Origin of the sequence: Rhodococcus sp. 06-156-4, from assembly GCF_002259345.1 — a bacterium.
In the GTDB taxonomy this organism is placed as follows: domain Bacteria; phylum Actinomycetota; class Actinomycetes; order Mycobacteriales; family Mycobacteriaceae; genus Rhodococcoides; species Rhodococcoides fascians_E.
Genome location: NZ_NPGB01000014.1, coordinates 73,322 through 93,780 on the forward strand (window position 1 = coordinate 73,322; position 20,459 = coordinate 93,780).

Below are 20,459 nucleotides of genomic sequence, written 5' to 3' on the forward strand. Positions count from 1 at the left end.
CATGACGGGGGTGCCGTGGCTCACGGTGGGAGCGTTGCTGATCGCTGCCGCCGCGACCGTCGCCATCGGTGTGTACGGCGTGCGCCTGGCCCGCACCACGTCGGACTTCCTCGTCGCGTCACGCACCGTGGGGCCGAAATGGAATGCGGCCGCCATCTCCGGCGAATACCTCTCGGCTGCATCGTTTCTCGGGGTCGCCGGCCTCATCGCGAAGTACGGTGCCGACGCCCTGTGGTATCCGATCGGTTTCACTGCCGGGTATCTGGGTCTGCTGCTGTTCGTTGCCGCGCCGCTCCGGCGCAGCGGCGCCTACACCGTTCCCGATTTCGCCGAGTTCCGGCTGGGCTCCGGGCGATTGCGCACCCTCGCGATGTTCGTCGTCGTGGTCATCTGCGCTCTGTACCTCGTGCCGCAGTTTCAGGGTGCGGGCCTCACTCTGAATATCTTGCTGGGAGTTCCCGGGTGGGTGGGCGCGGCGGTCGTCGGGTTCATCGTCATCGCCAACGTCGTCGGTGGAGGCATGCGCTCCATCACGTTCGTGCAGGCCTTCCAGTACTGGTTGAAGCTGACGGCCGTCGCTGTTCCGGCCCTCGTGCTTGCCGTGCACTTCTTCGCCGACGATCGTGCGGTCGGTAGTCCGGCGCCACCGACGGTGGACCGGGTGACGACGGTCGAGATCAACACCGATGTTCTCGTTCAGGTGGATTCACCGATCGGCGCGCTCATCAGCGGCACTCTCGACGGTGACAGCGTCGACGGCGCGGTGGTGCTGGGTGCAGGCACGCACGAGTTGTCCGAGGGAACGTCCCTGGTGCTCGACGCGGGTTCGGCCGTTCCCGTCGTGGCGGGCGCACCGACGACGGACCGTCAGTGGGCGATGCCCGGTGGCGGGCTCGGCGGCATGCATCCGCTGTACCAGGTGTATTCGCTCATTCTGGCGACGTTCCTCGGCACCCTCGGTTTGCCTCACGTGCTCGTGCGGTTCTACACCAATCCCGACGGTCGTGCCGCGCGAGTGACGTCGCTGACGGTCCTCGGTCTGCTCGGCTTGTTCTATCTCTTTCCGACTCTGCTGGGAGTCTTCGCGCGTTTGTACGTTCCGCAGTTGTTGATCACCGGGAACTCCGACGCGGCGGTACTGCTGCTCCCCGGGTCGGTGTTGTCCGGTGTGGGAGGCCAACTCCTGGCCGCTCTCGTCGCAGCCGGGGCCATCGCGGCGTTCCTGTCGACGTCGTCGGGTCTGTTGGTGAGCATCGCCGGGGTGCTGAGCACCGATGTTCTTCGTGGACGCGTCCGAGACTTCCGCATCGCAGCGGTGCTCGCAGGAGCCGTGCCGCTCGCGATGTCCCTCGGGCTCGCGTCGCTCGATCTGTCTCGCACGGTGGGGCTGGTGTTCGCGGTTGCCGCGTCGACGCTGTGCCCCCTCCTCGTGCTGGGCATCTGGTGGCGCGGACTGACCGCGGCCGGTGCAGCAGCTGGGCTGATCGGCGGCGGAACCGTCTCGCTCGTGGCAGCGTCGCTGTCGGTGTTCGGAATTCCGGAGGCATGGTTCGGGGGATGGGCGGCGACCGTCCTCGGGTACCCGGCCGCCGTCAGCGTGCCCCTCGCTTTCGGGTTGATGTACCTGGTCAGCAAGGCGACATCGCGGACGGTTCCCGTCGACATCGGCGGCATCTTCACCCGATTGCACGCTCCCGAACGCCTGGATGTCGGCAAGGACCGCGAGCGCGAACTCTGACACCTCGGCCGTTTGTCGCGGTGAGACAACCGTTCGGCGCAGACCTACGCAGCTGAACGTGTGACCGACGCCACCACGTTCTTTTGTGATCCCCATCTCACTACTCTCAGTCCAGATCTTCCGTCACACTCCGTGACGCCACGACGAGGGAGCACTTTCGTGACAACACCGGACACATCTCCACCACCGGACGAGCAGGCGTTCATCGACATGCAAGCAAGCCCGGAATTTCAGGAACTGCGTCGACGCCTGCGCAGCTTCGTCTTCCCGATGACCGCGTTCTTCCTGATCTGGTACATCGTCTACGTGCTGCTGAGCAACTACGCGCACGACTTCATGTCCACCCCTGTGTGGGGCAACGTCAACGTCGGCCTGCTCCTCGGACTGGGGCAGTTCGTCACCACCTTCGCGATCACGGGCATCTACGTTCGCTTCGCGAACCGTGAACTCGACCCGCGCGCCGAGGCGCTGCGCAACGACATGATCGCATCCCAGGAGGCCAAGCGATGACCTCGAGCCAGATTCCGATTCCTTCCGCAGGCACTCACTTCCTGGCGCAAGCCGCAGACACCACCGTCGGCGAACCACTCGTCAACATCGCGATCTTCGGAGCGTTCGTCGCCGTCACGATGTTCGTCGTCATCCGCGCCTCGAAGAAGAACGCGACCGCCTCCGAGTTCTTCACCGCCGGTGGCGGATTCTCCGGACCACAGAACGGCGTCGCCATCGCAGGCGACTACCTCTCCGCGGCAAGCTTCCTCGGCATCGCGGGCGCTATCGCCGTCTACGGGTACGACGGCTTCCTCTACTCCATCGGCTTCCTCGTCGCCTGGCTCGTCGCGCTGCTGCTCGTGGCCGAGTTGCTCCGCAACACCGGCAAATTCACGATGGCCGACGTGCTGAGCTTCCGCCTCAAGCAACGTCCGGTGCGCACCGCGGCCGCGCTGTCGACACTGACGGTGTCGCTGTTCTACCTCCTCGCGCAGATGGCGGGCGCAGGCGGACTCGTCGCACTCCTGCTCGACATCTCCGACCGCACCGGGCAGTCCATCGTCATCGCCGTCGTCGGTGTGTTGATGATCGTCTACGTCCTCGTCGGCGGCATGAAGGGCACCACGTGGGTCCAGATCATCAAGGCGGTTCTGCTCATCGCCGGTGCACTGTTCATGACGGTGCTCGTTCTCGCGAAGTTCGGCTTCAACATCTCCGAGCTGCTCGGTAGTGCACAGGAAACGATCACCGGCTCCGCCGATGATGCAGTCGCAGCCCGCCAGGTTCTCGAGCCGGGCGCTCAGTACGGCGGCAGCAACATGTCCAAGCTCAACTTCCTGTCACTCGGTATCGCACTCGTGCTCGGAACTGCGGGTCTCCCACACGTTCTCATGCGCTTCTACACCGTCCCCACCGCGAAGGAAGCCCGTCGCAGCGTCGTCTGGGCCATCGCACTCATCGGCGCGTTCTACCTCTTCACCCTGGTGCTCGGCTACGGAGCCGCAGCAATCGTCGGACCGGACCGCATCCTGGCGTCGGCAGGCGGACAGAACTCCGCGGCACCGCTGTTGGCCTTCGAGCTCGGTGGCGTCATCCTGCTCGGTGTCATCTCGGCGGTCGCCTTCGCGACGATCCTCGCCGTGGTCGCCGGACTGACCATCACCGCGTCGGCGTCCTTCGCTCACGACATCTACGCCAGCGTCATCAAGAAGGGCGATGTCGACGAGAAGAAGCAGGTCAAGGTCTCGCGCATCACCGCCGTCGTGATCGGTGCACTCGCCATCGGCCTCGGCATCCTGGCGAACGGTCAGAACATCGCGTTCCTCGTCGCACTCGCCTTCGCGGTCGCTGCCGCGGCGAACCTGCCGACCATCGTGTACTCGCTGTTCTGGCGTCGCTTCAACACCACCGGCGCACTGTGCAGCATGTACGGCGGCCTGATCTCGACGCTCGTGCTCATCGTCTTCTCCCCGGCCGTGTCCGGATCGAAGACCGCGATGATCCCCGGCTCGGACTTCGCCTGGTTCCCGTTGTCCAACCCCGGAATCGTCTCCATCCCACTCGCATTCGTGCTGGGAATCGTCGGTACGCTGCTGTCGAAGGACAGCGAGAGCCGCGCCAAGCAAGCCGAGATGGAGGTTCGCTCGCTCACCGGTATCGGTGCGGAGAAAGCCACCGCCCACTGAGGGTTCCATCTCTCTCGCACACCTTCCAGTCCCTCGCACAGGTTGCAGCCTGTGCGGGGGACTGCAGTGTGTGCGGGAAGGGGGTCACCTTGCCGACCGCCGGACCACGGTGCGTGGGGTGGGGAGTGCGGCCGCGAGCTCGATCGACGCTCGCAGCTTGGACACCAGCCTGTCGGGGTTCTCGAGGTCGGACCACGTCAACCGGAGAACGATCCAACCGTGCGCTCGCAGCGCGTCCTCGCGCTTCTTCTCGGCGACCACAGCAGCAGCCGGTGTCTGCCCAGGTTTCAGATACTCGAGAGGTGCGGGATGAACGTTCCGCCCACCGGTCTTACGGCCACCACCGCTACGACCGACGGTGAAATGAACACGCTGCAGATCCGGGGCCCACAGTGCGATCCCGTGGACCAGGGCAGCGGACTGGTGACTCACGACGAGTCGGCCACCGGCGGCGTTCGCGTGCGCCCGCGTCCGGAGAACGTGGCGATCCTCGGGCCCCAGAGCCTGGAGCGCCGACCAATCGGCGAATGCGCCGCGTCGGATTCGCTTCATCGTCCCGTTCCTGGTCGCGGTCCGTATCTCGCTGTCCAACGTTCCGGTGCGCACGAGCTGGCTACGCATCAGCAACGGGTCCTCGTCGAATCGCATGGCGACGATCGTGGTCGATCGGGCGCGTTCGCGATAGCTGTGGATGAACGATCCTGGGGATAACTCGATTGTGTTGTACGATGCGCGATTTCGTTCTGCTCCCGCACACCTTCCAGTCCCTCGCACAGGTTGCAGCCTGTGCGGGGGACTGCAGTGTGTGCGGGGGTGGGAGCTGGTAGCTATCACAACTCCGCGGGCCCCGGTGAGGTCTGCCTCACACATCGGGGTTGACGCGTTTGGTTACGATCCCTTCCGTGGCCAAGCTGAAGGTAACCGTCAACGTCCCGCTCGACCCCGAGACCGCGTGGACTCATGCGTCCGATCTCGCCGACTACGACAAGTGGTTGTCCATCCACGAGGGATGGCGCTCCGACCTGCCGGAACAACTGTCCGTCGGCACCACTCTGGAGTCCGTCGCGTCGGTGAAAGGGATGCGTAACCGCGTCCGGTGGACCATCGAGAGCTACGACCCGCCGAAGAAGCTGAAGTTGAAGGGCAACGGCAAGGGCGGAGTGAAGATCGGGCTGGTGTTGTCGGTCGCGGAGGGCAAGAGCGGCGGCTCCGACCTGACGCTGGACGTCGAGCTCGGTGGTGCCCCCTTGTTCGGCCCGATCGGCTCCGGCGTCGCTCGGGCGCTGAAGGGCGACATCGAGAACTCGATGAAGACCTTCGAATCGCTGTACGCCTGACAACGGAGAGGCCTTTCCATGCCCGGCAGACACAGTGCCCCTGGTAGACACAGTGCCCCCGCGTCGGGTGCAAGCGCCGTTCCGGCGGTGAAGTACGGGATCATCGCCGTCGTTCTCCTGCTCGTCGTCGGCGGTGGAGTGTTCGCGGCGCAGAAGGCCTTCGGTTCCGATTGCACGGATCCGGCCACGTACTCCCTGGCCGCGGACCCTGCTATCGCCGGAGTGGTCCAGCAGGTCGTCGGCGACACCTCGGCCGAGGATCTCGGGTGCGCGACGGTGGAGGTCACCGCGACCGATTCCGGCACGGCGTCGGCTGCGGTGTCGATGGGTGCGGATGCGCCGTCGTTGTGGATCCCGGATTCCGCACTGTGGGTGGGAAAGGCCGTGCGCGCGACGGGTTCGCTGGTGGATGTGGCAAGCCAGTCGGTGGCGAGTTCCCCGGCGGTGATCGCCGCACGCAAGGACGAGGTTCCGTTCTTCGACTCCTGGTTGACTGCTCTGCAGCTGAAGAGTCTGCGCATCGGAAATCCGTTGACCAACACCATCTCCGACGCTGCCATTCTCGGGGCGCTCTCGGAGGCGGGCTCCGACGCGGACGCCGTGGATTCGGTGTCGGCCGCGCTGGTGCCGATCGCGCAGGCGCAGGCCGCTACCCGCGGTGAAGCAGATCCGACGGTGCGTCTGGAGGAGATGGTCGCCGACGGCGGAGTGTCGGTGGTGTCCGAGCAGTCGTACCTCGACTTCCAGAAATCCACCGGCGCCGAACTCGGCACGACGACGCCTCCCACCGGCAGTTTCTTTCTCAACTTTCCGCTGGCCGTAACCGAACCGGCCGACGATCGCGTCGAGGGCGCGAAGGCCGTCGGGCTCGCCGTGGCGCAGGCCCTGGCGTCGGAGACGGGGTTGCAAGCTCTGTCCGACGCCGGATTCCGAGCACCCGACGGCACTCCGCTCAGCGACGGCCGTGGCGTCGGGGACATCGAGGCGTTGACCATCGCCGACCAGCAGACTGCCGAGGAGACCCTGCGTCGCTACCAGGTTCTGGCCCTGCCGTCGCGCACCCTCGTGATGGAGGACGTGTCGGGGTCGATGGGGTACAGCGCGGGTGCGGACACCCGTATCGGGCTCACCGTGCAGGCCAGCGATACCGGCAATCGGTTGTTCCCGAACAACGCCGCGCTGGGGTTGTGGGCCTTCTCGGTCGGCCTCGGTGGGGGAGACCAGGACTACCGCGAGTTGGTTCCGATTCGTCGGCTCGACGAGGACGTGAACGGCACGTCGCAGCGTGACCTTCTGCTGCAGGCGACGCGCACGCTCCCAGGTCTCGTGGGCGGCGGAACAGGCCTGTACGACACGGCGCTCGCGGCGTTCCGCCAGGTCAAAGAGGGATACGACCCCGATTACATCAACAGCGTCATCATTCTCACCGACGGTTCCAACGAGGATCCGGGCAGCATCTCGCTCGACGAACTCCTCTCGACGTTGCGTGCCGAGCAGGATCCCACCAAGCCTGTCGTCATCGTCACGATCGGTATCACCGACGACGCCGACGCCGGGGTTCTCCAGCAGATCTCCGCGGCGACCGGCGGAACCAGCTTTCTGGCCAGAAATCCGGCGGAAATCCCCAACGTTTTTGTGAATGCTCTCAAGAGCCGCGCAGGACGCTGATTTTCCCGCTATTTTTGGGTTTGCCGTTTGCTCGGCGCGCTTCGTCGTGCATGATGCAGCGTGCAACGGAAGCTGACTGTTTGGGGGAACACGGGGATGTCGGGGCGTCACGGAACGGGAACGCGCAGAAATCCGCTGTACGTGGGGGGCGCGATCGTCGTCACGGCAGTAGTGGTCGTCGTCGGCGGATACTTCGGAGTGCAGGCCGTCCGTGCAGGTGGCGCCGAGTGCGACACCGTCGCGCAGGTGTCCGTTGCAGTCGATCCCACCGTCGCCCCGGTCGTCACGGACGTGCTGTCCACCGTGGAACCCGTCGACCGAGGGTGCACCGATTTCGACATCAGGGCCGAGGCGCCGACGGACACGGCCACCGAACTTGCCGGCAACAACGAGAACCGTCCGGACCTGTGGATCCCTGATTCGACGCTGTGGCTGCTGAAGACTCTCCGGTCGACCGGGGCTCTTCCCGAGGTGGCCAAGTCCTCGGTGGTCAACACCATGCCCGTCGTCGTCACGCGTCCGGGTGAGTCGGTTCCGGTGAACACCTGGCTGGAGGTGCTGCAGAATCCGGGCCTTCGGATCGGCGATCCGCTGGACAGCAGCGGATCCCTCGCCTCGATTCTCGGAGCTCTGTCGGAATCGGAGGTCGCGATCTCCGACGCCAAGGCAGTCTCTGCCGCACTGGTCCCGAAAGCTCAGGACTACGGCCGGATCGCGAATCTGCCGCACGGAACGGCGGATCTCGTCGACCAGGTCGCGGCCGAGGGTGGAACGTCGGTTGCAACCGAGCAGAGCGTGCTCGCGTACAACGCCGCGCATCCCGATGCCCCGCTCGAAGCGTCGGTTCCACCGACGGGCAGCTATTTCCTGAACTATCCGCTCGCGGTCACCGCGGCAGCAGGCCCGGACTACGACCGCGTCAAGGATGCCGGTACCGCGTTGGCGTCGGCGCTGTCGACCACCTCGGCTACCGAGGCCCTGACGGCCGCCGGTTTTCGGCAGGCCAGCGGTGTTCCAGTGGCCGACGGTAGGGGTGTGGGTTCGGTCGCGTCGCTGGAGTTGAAGAATCCGCTGGCCATCGAATCGACGCTGCGTGACTGGTCGGTGCTGGCCCTTCCGCTTCGCACCCTCGTCGTCGAGGACGTATCCGGGTCCATGGCGGCGCGGTCCGGTGACTCGACACGGATAGCTCTGACCGTCGATGCAAGCCTCGGGGCCAACGCTCTCTTCAGCGACCAGACCGAGATGGGGCTGTGGGCGTTCTCCATCGGTCTCGGCGGAGGACAACAGGATTATCGCGAGTTGGTTCCCCTGGGAGCGGTGGACACGGTGTTCAACGGTCTGCCACAGCGCGAAGCGATTCTGTCTGCAATCCGCGGGCTTCCAGGCATCGTGGGTGGCGGAACCGGTTTGTACGACACCACTCTCGCTGCGTTCCGTCGGGTCAAGGAAGGGTACGACCCGAATTTCGTCAACAGTGTCATCCTGCTGACGGACGGTACGAACGAGGACGAAGGCAGCCCCAGCTTGGATCAGCTGATCGAAACCTTGCAGCGCGAACAGGATCCGGTGCGCCCCGTCGTCATCGTCACCGTCGGTATCACCACCGACGCCGATCCTGTTGCGCTGCAGAGAATTGCCGCTGCGACGGGTGGTACCAGCTACGTCGCCGAGGATCCGCGTGACATCCCGAACGTGTTCGTGCAGGCACTGAACAGCCGAACCCAACGCATCGGCGGCGAGTAGCTCTAGACGAACGTCAGCACGATCCCGGCGGTGCAGCACAGTGCGACGACGGCGAGGGCCAGCGCGTCGGACAGCCCCGGTCGGCTCGGGTGCGCGGTGATCTGGCCGGTACCGCCGCGGGCGGTGATCGCTTCGCCCATCTCGGTTGCCCGACGAATGGCGATGGACATCGTCGCGGTGATCAGGTCGACGATCGAGTTGTCCGAAGCGCTGTTGAGCACCGATTTCGGCCGGAGTTTGCGGGCTGCGATCATCGTGCGCATCTCTTCGATGAGCAGGGGTAGCGATCGCAAACACAGTGCCAGGGTCGCGGCCCATTCGTCGACCGGCAATTTCAGCTTCTTCAGCGGCGAGACCAGTACGGCCACTGCGGGTGCGATGTCGCTCATCGACGTCGTCCACCCGATCATCAACGAGGCCCCCAGAAGAACGAAGGCGAAGACGGTCGAGCGTAGGAACAACAGAACCGCATCGAGACCGAGCGGAACGTTGATGAGTGCGCCGACGAGAAACAGCACCCAGATCCACCACGGAGGCCGCGGAACGGCGGTCGGTGGAACTCGGCCGATCACCGCCGCGACGACGAGCACTCCGACGACGAGTCCGATGGATGCCCAGGACGGTGCGACGACGATCGTGATGCTGATCAGCAGCACCGCGAGCAGTTTGGTTCCCGCCCAGAGTCGATGGATGGGCGAGGAACCGGGGACCTGACGGAGAACGACTGTGGTCACGACGCGACCCTGCCGGCGTCGAGTACGACGGTCCGATCGCAGATTCGATCCATTCCGTCGACGTCGTGCGAGATCACCACGATGGCAATCCCTTGTCGTCGCAGCGATCCGAGCACGTCGATGATCTCCGTTCGGCCGGGCGGATCCAAGCCGGCAAGGGGCTCGTCGAGCACGAGAATTCGAGGTTTGTTGACAATCAGGCCTGCAATCACGACGCGACGCATCTGCCCGCCGCTGAGCGAGTCGATCTCGCGGCCCGCAAGGGTGCGATCCAGCCCGACGGCGTCCATGGCCACCGCGACCTTGGCGGATCCCACCTCCGGACCTCCCGCGGACTCGATGTCCTCGGCGACGGTTCGACGCTGCAGTTGCAGACGTGAATGTTGGAAGGCCAGGCCCACGGCACCGACGTTGCCCGCGATGTCGCGTCCGTCCAAGCGAGCGGTGCCTGCCGACGGTGACGTCAACCCGGCGAGAATCCAGGCCAGCGTCGACTTGCCGGATCCGTTGCCGCCGAGGACAAGAATGCCGTCGCCTTTCGAGATGGACAGATCGATGCCGTGCAGAGCGTCCTGAGACCACGGGGTCCGGCTGTTGTAGGTGTGGGTGACGCCGGTCAACGTCATCAGGGGCGCGCCGGTGTGGAAAGCGTCCGCGGAGTAGGCGAAGTGCCCGCGCATCCAATCGGGTGTATGTGCGACCTGGAACCCGCTGTGCAGGTGTACGACGCGATCGGCAGCCACCGTCTCCAACTCCTGATGCGTGACGAGCACGACGGACATCGGGTGTCGTTTCGGAAGTGCCGCAAGCAAGGCCACCAGACTCGCGCGACCATCCGCGTCGATCATCGCGGTGGCCTCGTCGGCGATCAGAAGAGCGGGACGCCGAGCCAGGGCCGACGCCACGGCAAGTCGTTGCAGCTGGCCGCCGGACAACGACGACGTGTCCCGCTCGCCCAGACCTGCCAGCCCGACTTCGGACAGTACCGATTCGACGTCGATGTCGTAGCCGGGCGGAAGCCCCCACACGACGTCGTCGGCGACGCGGCTGCCCAGCACCTGACTTTCCGGGCGTTGCAGCACGACGGCCGTTCCTCCGGTCAGTCCGAGTCCGGCTGTGCCCGGGCGTTCCACCGTCCCCGACGTCGGCTCACGGCCCGCGAGGATGCGTGCGAGTGTGGATTTGCCCGACCCGTTGTGTCCGACGACGGCAACGAACTCACCGAGCTCGATCCGCAGGTCGATGTTGTCCAGTGCGGCGAATGTGCTGTCCGGATAACGGAATCCGACGCCGCGCAGTTGTACCGGAAGTGGTCCGACGGCACCGTCCGTTGCGACGGGCAACCGGTCGATCACCGGGATGGTGGCGAGCCGATCCAGGACGGCGCCGAGGATCAGCCAGGCGAACAGGGCGCCGAAGACGATCGACAGTGTGGTCGTGCCGAGAATCCACCACCACCAGTGATCGAGGATGGTTCCGACGCTGTCCCGCAGAACATTCGCGGGGGTGACGAGGAATTCGGCCCGAGACATCAAGCGGGCCAAGCCTTCCACGGTGTTCTCGATGGTCCGCAGAAACAGCTCTCGCAGTGGCGACAGAATCAGCAGCAGGCCGACCATGATTGCCCCGGTTGCCGGACCCACCACCATCGACGTGGCCAGAACGGACAGCAGCCCCTGCTTCTTCCGTTTGGCCCGGCCGACGAGGCCACCCAGGATCGCGGACATGGCGACGGTGAACGCGGTGGTGGTGCCGGCTGCGACGAACGCCACGAGCACGCCCGCAACCGCCGCTGCCACGAGTGCTCGGGTGCGGTGACGCTGCACCACGACGGCCATCGGCACGGCCGCCACGATCTGAAGCGCCGTGGCCATGGGAACGAGAATCGCGACGACCGACAGGGCGACCGCGAAACTGCTCATCACCGCTGCCGTAGCCAGCTCGGTAGGCGATAGAGCCCCGGACGTGCGAGGCTCGGCGGGGCTGACTGTCACTTGTCCAGTGTGCCAGCAACCGAGATGGGCGTTTCACGCTCTGCGAACGAAAGAGGCACAGCACAGTGATCACAGTCGACGAAGAGGACTGGGAAACCCCCGTCGGCGCGCAACTGCGCGCAGCACAACGCGCTGAACTGGACGCGCGTTACGGCAACAGCAACCACGAGCCCGGCGCGGCGCCCACCTCCGAGGACATCCTGGTGTTCGTCGTCGCACGGGACGACACCCACGTCGGAATCGGGTGCGGGGCGCTACGACTGCTCGACGAGGGCGAAGCGGAAATCAAACGGATGTACGTCATCCCTCCCGAACGGGGACGAGGCGCTTCGGTGGCGATACTGCGACGGCTGGAAACCAGTGCCCGAAATCGGGGGATCCGTGTCCTCAAACTGGAGACCGGATCCGGACAACCCGACGCCGTTCGCTTCTACGAGCGCGAGGGGTACTCCCGCATCGACGGATTCGGGCCTTACACCGACTCGCCGACATCCATCTGTTTCGAACGGACGCTGTAAGCCAGGATCCAAGACACACAACAAGAGCACCCGACCAGGTCGGGTGCTCTTGTCATGTCTTCGGGTAGGTCGAGTCCGACTACCTGGTTCGCTGGCTTGTCGCCGGGCCCGCGGGACGGCGACGACGGCCACCGCCTGCGGCGTGCTGCCGCTGATCCGGCTGTCCCTGGCTGGAGCGTCCCTGGCTCGGCTGGCCCTGCCCGGAACGCGCCTGGCCCGAACGGGTCTGCTGCCCGGACTGCGCGCGGTCACCCTGGCCGGCGCCACGAGCACTACCACCACGAGCACTGCCACCACGAGCACTGCCACCACGGGCACTGCCGCCGCGGGGTGCGCCGTTGCGGGGCCGAGGGGTTCCCTGACGCTGCGGTTGCGGTGCTGCCTTCGGTGCGGGCTCGACGTAGCGAGCCTGCTCGCCCACGAGTTCTGCAACCTGCGGTGAATCTGCCGTGACGCGGACGGGAGTCACCGTGATCGCGGCCTTGCGAAGCAGCACGGCAGTGTCCTTGCGCTGCTCGGGAAGGACGACGGTGACGACGTCTCCTGCGCTTCCAGCTCGGGCGGTACGGCCTGAACGGTGCAGGTAGGCCTTGTGCTCGGCAGGCGGGTCGACGTGCACGACGAGCTGAACGTCGTCGACGTGGACTCCGCGAGCCGCGACGTCGGTAGCGACGAGAACTCGAGCGGTGCCGGACGAGAACGCGAGCAGGTTCCGGTCACGGGCAGCCTGCGACAGGTTGCCGTGGAGGTCCACCGACGGGATACCCGCCTCGGTGAGCTGCTTGGCAAGCTTGCGCGCCTGGTGCTTGGTGCGCATGAACAGGATTCGGCGGCCGGTGCCCGACGCCAACTGCTGAACGAGCTTCTTCTTCGCCTCGACACCGTCGACCTCGAACACGCTGTGGGTCATGGCTTCGACGTGCGACGTTGCTTCGTCGACGGAGTGTGTGACCTGGTCGGTGAGGAATCGCTTGACGAGCTTGTCGACTCCGTTGTCCAGCGTCGCAGAGAACAGCAACCGCTGTCCCTTCTGCGGTGTGGCAGCGAGGATCCGGGTCACGACGGGAAGAAAGCCGAGATCGGCCATGTGGTCGGCCTCGTCGAGGACGGTGATCTGCACGCCGTCGAGGCTGACGTGGCGCTGCTTCATCAGGTCTTCGAGGCGTCCCGGGCAGGCGACGACGATGTCGACGCCTGCGTTCAAGGCGGACACCTGGCGGCCCTGGGACACACCGCCGAAGATCGTGGTGACCTTCAGCTTGTAGGCGGCCGCCAGCGGTTCGATGGCGACGGCGATCTGGGTCGCCAGTTCACGAGTGGGGGCGAGGATCAGCCCACGCGGACGACCGGGCTTGCGGTTGCCCGCGAGCTGGCCGGCGAGGCGAGCGACCATGGGAATGGAGAACGCGAGGGTCTTGCCGCTTCCGGTCTTTCCACGTCCGAGCACGTCGCGTCCGGCGAGTGTGTCGGGAAGAGTGTCGGCCTGGATGGGGAAGGGCTCGGTCTTGCCTTGTGCTGCAAGTGCCTCGGCGAGTGCATTCGGCACGCCGAGTGAAGCAAAGGTAGTCATAGTGATGGGTTGCGCCTTTCGGGCATGGTGCTGCACCGCAAGGTTCACTGCTGTGACCTGTGAGTGCAAGGTTGGCGAGACTGCCGGTGGGCAATTTCGATCGCCGTAAGAAAAGCCTGTGCAGGGTGCACATGGACAACACGGCCGAGGCCGGGCGGAAGTTGAAGCATTCCACGACGTCTGGCGTGCAGCTACACACACCGTTGCCCAGTGTAACCGCTGAACCCTCCATCGCCTTCCCGGAGTGACGTATCAGGCAGCTCTGTGGGTCGTCGCCAGCAGTTTTGCCGCGTATTCCTCGGCGAACTCGTGTTCGACGAACGAGCAGTACCGTCGTGCGACCGGCATCGGGGGCGCCTGCGAGCTGTACCTGTGCCCGGTAGGAGTCTCGAAGTCGTAGACATGGATCGCCCGCGGCTCCGCTCGCTTCGGTGTGGACGTCCACCCGTCGGCTTCTTTGGCGTAGTTGCACGCGGCGCACAATCCCGCTCCGTTGTGCGCACTGGTTGCACCGCCGTGTGCGTGGGAGCGAATGTGGTCGCGGTGACGTATCGGGGCGTCGCACCACGGTGTGCGGCACGTTCGGTCACGCACGTCGATCAGCGTGGCCAACGCTGTGGGAAAGCTCCGCGCCTTGGATTCCATCGCGGTCAGAGCGCCGGAGAGTGGTTCCGCGTACAGCTTGCGCAGCTCGGTGCGCACAGGTGATGCGGCGGCGTCGGCGACGAGCTTGCGTGCGATCGACGCGGGGATCTCGCCGTAGCCGCTCAGATGAGCCGGCTTCGAGTCGTGTCCGAACAGCGTCTCGTCGGAGATGACGAGATTGACCGACACCGCGGCCCCCGAGGCTGCGTGCGCTGTACCGGTGATGCGCTCGAACGCGAGGTCGGCCATGATCTGATCGCGGGTGCGACGTTCGTCCCCCACACCGACCAAGGAGTCGGCGTCTCTTCGTAGAGTTGCCCACATCGAGACACCTCTGTCCATCGATGTCATCACCTTGAACTCGCACATGAAGTCGGGATGGGGCCGAGTGCTCGCACGGCGTTGTTCGAACGCTCTTGCTTTCCTCCTGGCCACGGAGGCGGGGTCCAGTTCAGCTGCCAATGCCCGGGCTCGACGCTCGATCGCGTTGTCTCCCAGATTCTTCAAGGTTGCCGAGTCGGAGCACAATTGCTCGTCGATCGACCGCCTGTCCTCTGCGGTCAAGCACGCAGTTTCTCTGGCGATCAGAGTTGCTCGCCACTCGTTCAGCTCACCCGAACGCAGGCGTGCGTGGGTATGGGGCATCTCGTGGACGAGGGCCCGGGCGAGGCCCAACAGCCGGCCACCCTTGTTCGGTGACTCACGACGGGCGAGGCCGATCTGCGACGCGACTCCCTTGCGCCACTCTGCCTTCGGTCGACCCTTCGCCTTACGTTCTGCGGCAATGCTGTTCGCCACGGCGTCCGTGACGGTGGCTTGGTGCGCGGAGCCCGCGCTCTTCAAGTCCTCGAGCGCGGAGATGAGGTCGATTCCCGCCGCCGCGTCGTCGTCGAACTCGCTGGTGCGCAGACGGGCCACGAAACCGAGTACTTCTGAAGCGTTCACAAGTCCCCCCAAGGAATGCATTCGAACGTATGTTCTACAGTAACCGACGGGGGCTCACGCCGCAACCACGCGCTTCCCTCAGTGGCGAACGGCTTGGTATCGTTCGCGCATCGACACATATTCTCTGTGAACCAGGCCTCTCACGACGGCTGTGTACGCCGCGCACGCGCGGTGGTGATTACGTGCGCCACGGGAGGAACCCGATCGAGGGTTCCCAGCTCCCGTCCCGTACCGAGCCCAACATTCATCGGAGTTCTTTCACCATGTCGTCGACACCTCTTCCCTTCACGTCTTCCATCGGCGCCCGCGCTGAACTGCGGGCAGACTGCAGCAACTGTTTTGCCCTGTGCTGCACAGCTTTAGGATTCTCTCGATCGGCGGATTTCGCCGAGGACAAGGCAGTCGGTGCACCGTGCCGACACCTCGGGTCGGATCACTCCTGCTCTGTTCACGACAGTCTTCGCAGCCGCGGTTTTCGTGGGTGCACGGTATTCGACTGCTTCGGCGCAGGGCAGGCTGTGTCGCAACGTCTTTTCGGCGGTGTCGGCTGGCGTGATCGACCGGACACGCGTCAGTCGATGTTCGCGGCGTTCACGACCGTCAAGCTACTGCACGAAATGCTCTGGTATCTGGCCGAAGTGGGGGAGCGCACGTACGACCCGGATCATGCGGACGAAGCACGCAGCGTCACGAACACGATCACCACGCTGACGGCATCAGGTCCCGAGGAGGTGCTCTCGGCCGACGTCGAGAACCTTCATCTCACCGTGAGAGTGCTTCTGATGGACGTCAGCGCTGAAATACGGTCTCGCTACTTCGCCGAAGGGGATCGCCGGGATCGACGGCTGACACCGGGCGCGGACCTGGCTGAAATCGACCTGCGCGGACTGCCCCTGTGCGGAGCCGATCTTCGTGGCGCGTGCCTCATCGCGGCGGACCTTCGACACTGCGATGTCACGGGCGTCGACCTGCTCGGAGCAGACCTGCGAGACGTACGCGTCGAGGGAACAGATCTCTCGGGTGCTCTGTTTCTGACCCAGTCGCAGGTGAACTCCGCGCAGGGTGACGAACGAACACGCCTTCCAGCCGGGATCGAACGCCCACGGCATTGGAACGCGGAGTGACCGAAGTGCCCTCGGCAGGATTCGAACCTGCGACCTACCCTTTAGGAGAGGGTTGCTCTATCCCCTGAGCTACGAAGGCGAGTTGTGCACGTGCGAGTGTACCGGCTCCCTTGGGCGAGATGAACTCGTGCCCGCTACGCCCATCGAGGGCTGGTGAACGCGAGAAGCCGCCCACACGAATGTGGGCGGCTCCGCTGACAGTGTCCGCCAGTGCGCCTCTCGGCAAGAGGCCGCTCGAAGCGGCAATGTGTTGGTACCCGGGGCATGGATCGAACACTGTCGATCGGTTCAACTCATGCCGGTGGAAAATGATTCCCCGCGTCGCCGACGGACGTTCTAGGCAGCGCCCTGTGCTGCTTCCAGTCTGCGAGCGACCAGAGCTGCCTGCAGATGGCGGATGCCCGACGGCCGTGTCGGGTCGAATCCGGTGAGCTGCGCGATTCTTTTGAGGCGGTAGTCGACCGTATTGGTGTGCAAGTGCAGTTGCCGCGCGGACCGCTGACGGTTGAGGTCGTGCGAGATGTGGATCTCCAGCGTTTCCAACAGTTCCGGTGACGCGTCGAGCGGTTCGAGGATCTGCCGGAGGTGGCGTCGTCCTGGGCCTGGGCGCGTCAGCTGGTACTCGAGAACCAGATCGTCCATCCGGTACAACCCTGCCGGGCGGTGGAGTTGGTGCGCGAGCGCAAGCAGTTCGTGCACCTGGTCCGCGGCCGTCGGGATGTCCGCGGTGGCTGCTTGTTCGGCGGTGACGGTGAGTTGTACTTCGGCGGCCGTGCTGAGGCGGTGCACGAGTGCTTCCACCCATTCCTCGTCCTGCACGCCGGGAATGAGGACGGTGCCGCCTTCGGTGCTGAGCATCGACAGGGGGCTACGTCCGCAGACGGTGGCCAGTTCGGCTTGGACCCGCCGGAGTTTGCGGCGAGCAGCGACGGTGCGTTGGATTGCCGGATCGTTCTCGTCGGGATGAGGCGGCACGGACAGAGCGAGGACGAGGTAGCTGTCCGCGAGCTCGATGCCGGACTGCCGAGCGATCGAGACGGCGTTGTGTCCGCTGAGCAAGGAGGACACGAGGGTGTGCGCGGCGGTGTGGTGCTCGCTCGCGACGGACTGCAGTTCCTCGACGTAGCTCTTCGACGCGGCGATCGAGACTTTCTCCGACAGCAGGACGAACATCCGTGCTGCTTCGATCAGATCGCTCGTGTCGCCTTCGCCTGCGCGTTTGGACACCAGGTTCCAGCCGATCTGAATTCCTTCGTGGTACACGGTCAGTACCGATTCCAGCGGCACGCCCTCGCGTGCCCACTGGCTGGCCTTGGCGCGGAGCTCTGCCAGGTCGCTTTCGTTGGGCGGGCGTCGTTCGTCGAGCATCTGCACAGCGATGCTGATGCATTTGACGGTGAACTCGGTGACGTCGCCGTGCAGTTGTTCGCCGGGCAGCGAGCCGCAGGGTGTATTGGCCGCGAAGTGGCCGACCAGCAATCGCGCGACAGCGCGGAAGTCGCGGAGCGGCGCCGACGCCGGCTGGCCGGCAACCATGATTCCGAGGCTTGTCGTGTTGTGAGCGGTCACAGATCAGCCTTTCGTGTAGGAACTTCAGCTCTGTCCGAAAAAAAGTTACTGATGCGTATTGTTGCGCATCCACGCAAAAATGGTTGGAAACTTGACCGAAACCCCGGCGATTCTGAACCCGAAGTTTGTTTTCAGGCGTCTAACAAACTTGATCATAGGATGTTATCAACGCGTTATCCAGTCTTTCAACGGAGAAATTTGTGAAGGCTCTCAACTCGTCTCGGATTCGGGTTGCGACATTGCCTAAACAATCCGGGGAACCTACTCACGGTGCCGATCGTGGGCTTAGCGTCGTCGTGTGCCGATCGGAGTCTGTGGTCGGCACAGAGAATCGGATCCGATCACGAGGGGGTGGGGACAGTGAACGGAGCACCAGGTCGAACGACCTTGCTTCGAGATCTCGAGCCAGTGATCGAGCAGAGACTCGAGCGTCATCTACGTACCGCGCAGAGGTGGGACCCGAGCGCCTACGTTCGGCCGGAACTGTATTGGGGGCAGCGCCGCTCGTCGCTGACCGAGACGGCGAAGGCCGCGCTCGTCACCACGCTGCTCACACACAACAACACTGCGCTCGTCGACCCGGCCCGGGAACTCTTCACGAGTTCACCTGCGTGGGCCGAGTGGAGCGCGGTCTGGTCCGACGAGAAGCGTTCACATGCGGATGCGATCCAGCGATACCTGGTCGCCACCAGGAGCGTCGACGCCGTCGCGCTGGACCGAGCGAGGGTGCAGTGCACCACCATCGGGATCGAGTCGTCGATGGAGGGCGACAACTTCCTTCGCTCGATCGTCCACTCCACGATCGATGTCATGGCGACGATGGTGAGCCACCGCAACACGGCCGTCGAGTGCGCGGATCCGGTGGCGGAGGAGCTGCTCGAGCGCATCGTGGCCGATCAGGAGCGGCACGTGGCGTTCTTCTCCGACGTCGTCGCGGGTGCTTTGGAGTCTGCGCCGGCGCAGACGCTCAAGGCGATCACCGAGGTTCTGATGAATTTTCAGCTGCCCGGGAGTGGGCTCGTCGGTTTCGAGCGCAGCGCAATGCTGCTCGCCCGCGACGGAATCTACGATCTCCGTCTGCATCTCGACGACGTACTCCTTCCCGCTGTACGGATGTGGCGCATCTTCGATCGGTCGGCCGTGGATTCGTCCGACCGCAATCGCAGGATCCTGTCCGACTTCCTCGATGACATGGAGGTCCAGGCGACCACCTTCGAGCAACTGCGGATTCGCGCTCGTGCGCGGGACGCAGCAAGACTGCGCGCGTCCTAGAACGCTCGCACGAGACCCCCGGGGGGTCTGTGGGAAGGCGCCCTCTCTCCGGTTCTCCGATGATTGCTCTCGGAGAACCGGAGAGAGGGTACTTGCCGTTCGAGAACCCGCATGCGCCCGTGGTGTGGACTATCGTGTGGGGCGGCACAGCGAGCGGAGGCAGCCACGTGAGCAGCAGCACCATCGTCGTCGGAATCGACGGGTCGGAAGCGTCGGATCTGGCGGTCGTGTGGGCCGCGCAGACAGCGTCCAATCGGGATTGCACCCTGCGGATCGTCGCCGCTGTCGACCTTCCTTCCTATCTACCCGAGGACAACGACGTTCGAGCCGTGTTCGGCTCTCGGCTCGTCGCCGCGGAAACCCTTGCGCGTGAAAGCATCGAGGGCTCCGCGTTGTCCGTCGTGACCGAGGCCCGGGACGGAACGGTCGTCGACGTTCTGCTGTCCGAGTCCGAGAACAGCGCCCTCGTCGTCCTGGGTGCACGCGGGCTGGGCGAATCGGATTCCGGACTGCTCGGATCTGCTGCCATTGCACTCACCGCCCACGCGTCGTCCCCTGTCGTCGTGGTTCGGGGCCGCAGTATCGACGGACGCCCGCCCACAACGGGGCCCGTCGTCGTCGGAGTCGACGGGTCCGCCGTCGGCCAGGCAGCGGTGGCAGCGGCCTTCGACGAGGCGTCGCACCGCGGTGCGCCCCTGGTTGCGGTGCATGTATGGGCCGACGTGGCCCTCGCTCCGATGTCGGCCGTGCCACTGCAGTGGGACGACATCGCGTCGTCGGAGGAAGCGGTTCTGGCGGAAAGCCTTGCCGGATGGCAGGAGAAGTATCCCGATGTCGAGGTCAGGCGAGTCGTCGCGCAGGACAGGCCGGTGCGGGTGCTCGCACAGTTGTCCGAGCAAGCGTCGCTGATCGTCGTCGGGAATCGCGGCCGCGGTGGTTTCCGCGGGATGTTGCTGGGCTCGACCAGCTACGCCCTCATCCACACGGCGGACTGCCCCGTACTGGTTGCCCGAGGCGAGTCCTGACGCGGCAGAGTATGCCGAACTAGACGGCGACGGTCAGTAGGAACGCGACGTCCTCGATTGCTTCGACGCTGTGGCGGGCATCCGGCACTACGAGGAGGTCGCCTGCCGAGCCCTTCCAGGATTTCTCGCCGCTCACCAGGGTGAGCTGACCGCTGATGACGAGGACGGTGGACTCACCGGACAGGTCGTGCTCGGCCAGTTTGTTCCCGGCGGCCAACGCGACGACCGTCTGGCGCAGGTGACGCTGGTGCCCGCCGTAGACGGTCTGCGAACTGCGGCCACTCGACGTGCCCACGGCGAGCTTCAATTGCTGGCGGGCAAGGGCGGTGAGTGACTTCTTGTCCATGCGCCCCAGTATGGCCCAACCGCAGCCGCGGTGAGGGGCATCGGAGCGAAA

Annotated in this window: 17 protein-coding genes and 1 tRNA gene; 10 read left to right on the plus strand and 8 right to left on the minus strand. The window is 65.1% G+C overall.

Annotation, left to right across the window (positions count from 1 at the left end; genetic code table 11):
- Position 1: 1 nt before the first annotated feature.
- From CH290_RS08425 to CH290_RS08435, 3 genes are all read left to right on the plus strand, one after another.
- The gene (locus tag CH290_RS08425) at positions 2-1,738 is read left to right on the plus strand and encodes a sodium/solute symporter (RefSeq protein WP_033190724.1); all 1,737 of its coding nucleotides are present in this window, start codon (positions 2-4) and stop codon (positions 1,736-1,738) included.
- Between the two features lie 210 nt (positions 1,739-1,948).
- Positions 1,949-2,248, plus strand: coding sequence for a DUF485 domain-containing protein (locus CH290_RS08430; RefSeq protein WP_019664431.1), 300 nt, complete (start codon positions 1,949-1,951; stop codon positions 2,246-2,248).
- Positions 2,245-3,915: a monocarboxylic acid transporter gene (locus tag CH290_RS08435; RefSeq protein WP_052083321.1), complete on the plus strand. Its 1,671-nt coding sequence runs from the start codon at positions 2,245-2,247 to the stop codon at positions 3,913-3,915. The genes CH290_RS08430 and CH290_RS08435 overlap by 4 nt, the downstream gene beginning before the upstream one ends.
- Positions 3,916-3,999: 84 nt before the next feature.
- Here CH290_RS08435 and CH290_RS08440 read toward each other — a convergent pair whose 3' ends face one another.
- On the minus strand, positions 4,000-4,563 hold the full coding sequence (locus CH290_RS08440) for a hypothetical protein (protein ID WP_033190725.1): 564 nt from the start codon (positions 4,561-4,563) through the stop codon (positions 4,000-4,002).
- A 254-nt stretch (positions 4,564-4,817) separates the two neighbouring features.
- Between CH290_RS08440 and CH290_RS08445 the strand changes: the two genes are divergently transcribed.
- The 3 genes from CH290_RS08445 (at position 4,818) to CH290_RS08455 (ending at position 8,666) form a co-directional block, all read left to right on the plus strand.
- A complete protein-coding gene (locus CH290_RS08445) occupies positions 4,818-5,252 on the plus strand; it encodes a type II toxin-antitoxin system Rv0910 family toxin (protein WP_019664434.1) in 435 nt (144 codons plus the stop codon).
- 18 nt (positions 5,253-5,270) lie between these two features.
- Positions 5,271-6,920 (plus strand): VWA domain-containing protein, encoded by a 1,650-nt coding sequence (locus CH290_RS08450; RefSeq protein ID WP_371828601.1) that lies wholly within the window; start codon positions 5,271-5,273, stop codon positions 6,918-6,920.
- A gap of 96 nt (positions 6,921-7,016) precedes the next feature.
- Entirely contained in the window at positions 7,017-8,666 is a 1,650-nt protein-coding gene (locus CH290_RS08455; protein ID WP_033190727.1) for a substrate-binding domain-containing protein, read from the plus strand.
- Between the two features lie 2 nt (positions 8,667-8,668).
- Here the strand turns inward: CH290_RS08455 and CH290_RS08460 are convergent, their stop codons facing one another.
- The gene (locus CH290_RS08460) at positions 8,669-9,400 is read right to left on the minus strand and encodes an energy-coupling factor transporter transmembrane component T family protein (RefSeq protein WP_019664437.1); all 732 of its coding nucleotides are present in this window, start codon (positions 9,398-9,400) and stop codon (positions 8,669-8,671) included.
- A complete protein-coding gene (locus CH290_RS08465; RefSeq protein WP_230621137.1) occupies positions 9,397-11,394 on the minus strand; it encodes an ABC transporter ATP-binding protein in 1,998 nt (665 codons plus the stop codon). The genes CH290_RS08460 and CH290_RS08465 overlap by 4 nt, the downstream gene beginning before the upstream one ends.
- A gap of 65 nt (positions 11,395-11,459) precedes the next feature.
- On the opposite strand from CH290_RS08465, the gene CH290_RS08470 reads away from it, so the two are divergent.
- Entirely contained in the window at positions 11,460-11,912 is a 453-nt protein-coding gene (locus CH290_RS08470) for a GNAT family N-acetyltransferase (protein ID WP_019664439.1), read from the plus strand.
- A gap of 79 nt (positions 11,913-11,991) precedes the next feature.
- On the opposite strand, the gene CH290_RS08475 is transcribed toward CH290_RS08470, so the two are convergent.
- Positions 11,992-13,482, minus strand: coding sequence for a DEAD/DEAH box helicase (locus CH290_RS08475; RefSeq protein ID WP_052060188.1), 1,491 nt, complete (start codon positions 13,480-13,482; stop codon positions 11,992-11,994).
- A gap of 252 nt (positions 13,483-13,734) precedes the next feature.
- A complete protein-coding gene (locus CH290_RS08480) occupies positions 13,735-15,072 on the minus strand; it encodes an HNH endonuclease (RefSeq protein ID WP_019664441.1) in 1,338 nt (445 codons plus the stop codon).
- A gap of 518 nt (positions 15,073-15,590) precedes the next feature.
- Here CH290_RS08480 and CH290_RS08485 point away from each other — a divergent pair.
- Positions 15,591-16,196: a pentapeptide repeat-containing protein gene (locus tag CH290_RS08485; RefSeq protein WP_019664442.1), complete on the plus strand. Its 606-nt coding sequence runs from the start codon at positions 15,591-15,593 to the stop codon at positions 16,194-16,196.
- Positions 16,197-16,202: 6 nt separating this feature from the next.
- On the opposite strand, the gene CH290_RS08490 is transcribed toward CH290_RS08485, so the two are convergent.
- Together CH290_RS08490 and CH290_RS08495 are read right to left on the minus strand one after the other, a co-directional pair.
- A tRNA-Arg gene (locus CH290_RS08490) sits at positions 16,203-16,275 on the minus strand.
- A 257-nt stretch (positions 16,276-16,532) separates the two neighbouring features.
- Entirely contained in the window at positions 16,533-17,765 is a 1,233-nt protein-coding gene (locus tag CH290_RS08495) for a PucR family transcriptional regulator (protein WP_019664443.1), read from the minus strand.
- Between the two features lie 360 nt (positions 17,766-18,125).
- Here CH290_RS08495 and CH290_RS08500 point away from each other — a divergent pair, with 360 nt between their 5' ends.
- Together CH290_RS08500 and CH290_RS08505 are read left to right on the plus strand one after the other, a co-directional pair.
- Positions 18,126-19,037: an acyl-ACP desaturase gene (locus tag CH290_RS08500; RefSeq protein WP_033190823.1), complete on the plus strand. Its 912-nt coding sequence runs from the start codon at positions 18,126-18,128 to the stop codon at positions 19,035-19,037.
- 167 nt (positions 19,038-19,204) lie between these two features.
- Positions 19,205-20,062: a universal stress protein gene (locus CH290_RS08505; protein WP_033190824.1), complete on the plus strand. Its 858-nt coding sequence runs from the start codon at positions 19,205-19,207 to the stop codon at positions 20,060-20,062.
- A gap of 19 nt (positions 20,063-20,081) precedes the next feature.
- Here the strand turns inward: CH290_RS08505 and CH290_RS08510 are convergent, their stop codons facing one another.
- Positions 20,082-20,408, minus strand: a complete 327-nt coding sequence (locus CH290_RS08510) for a cupin domain-containing protein (RefSeq protein ID WP_019664446.1) — start codon at positions 20,406-20,408, stop codon at positions 20,082-20,084.
- Positions 20,409-20,459: the final 51 nt, after the last annotated feature.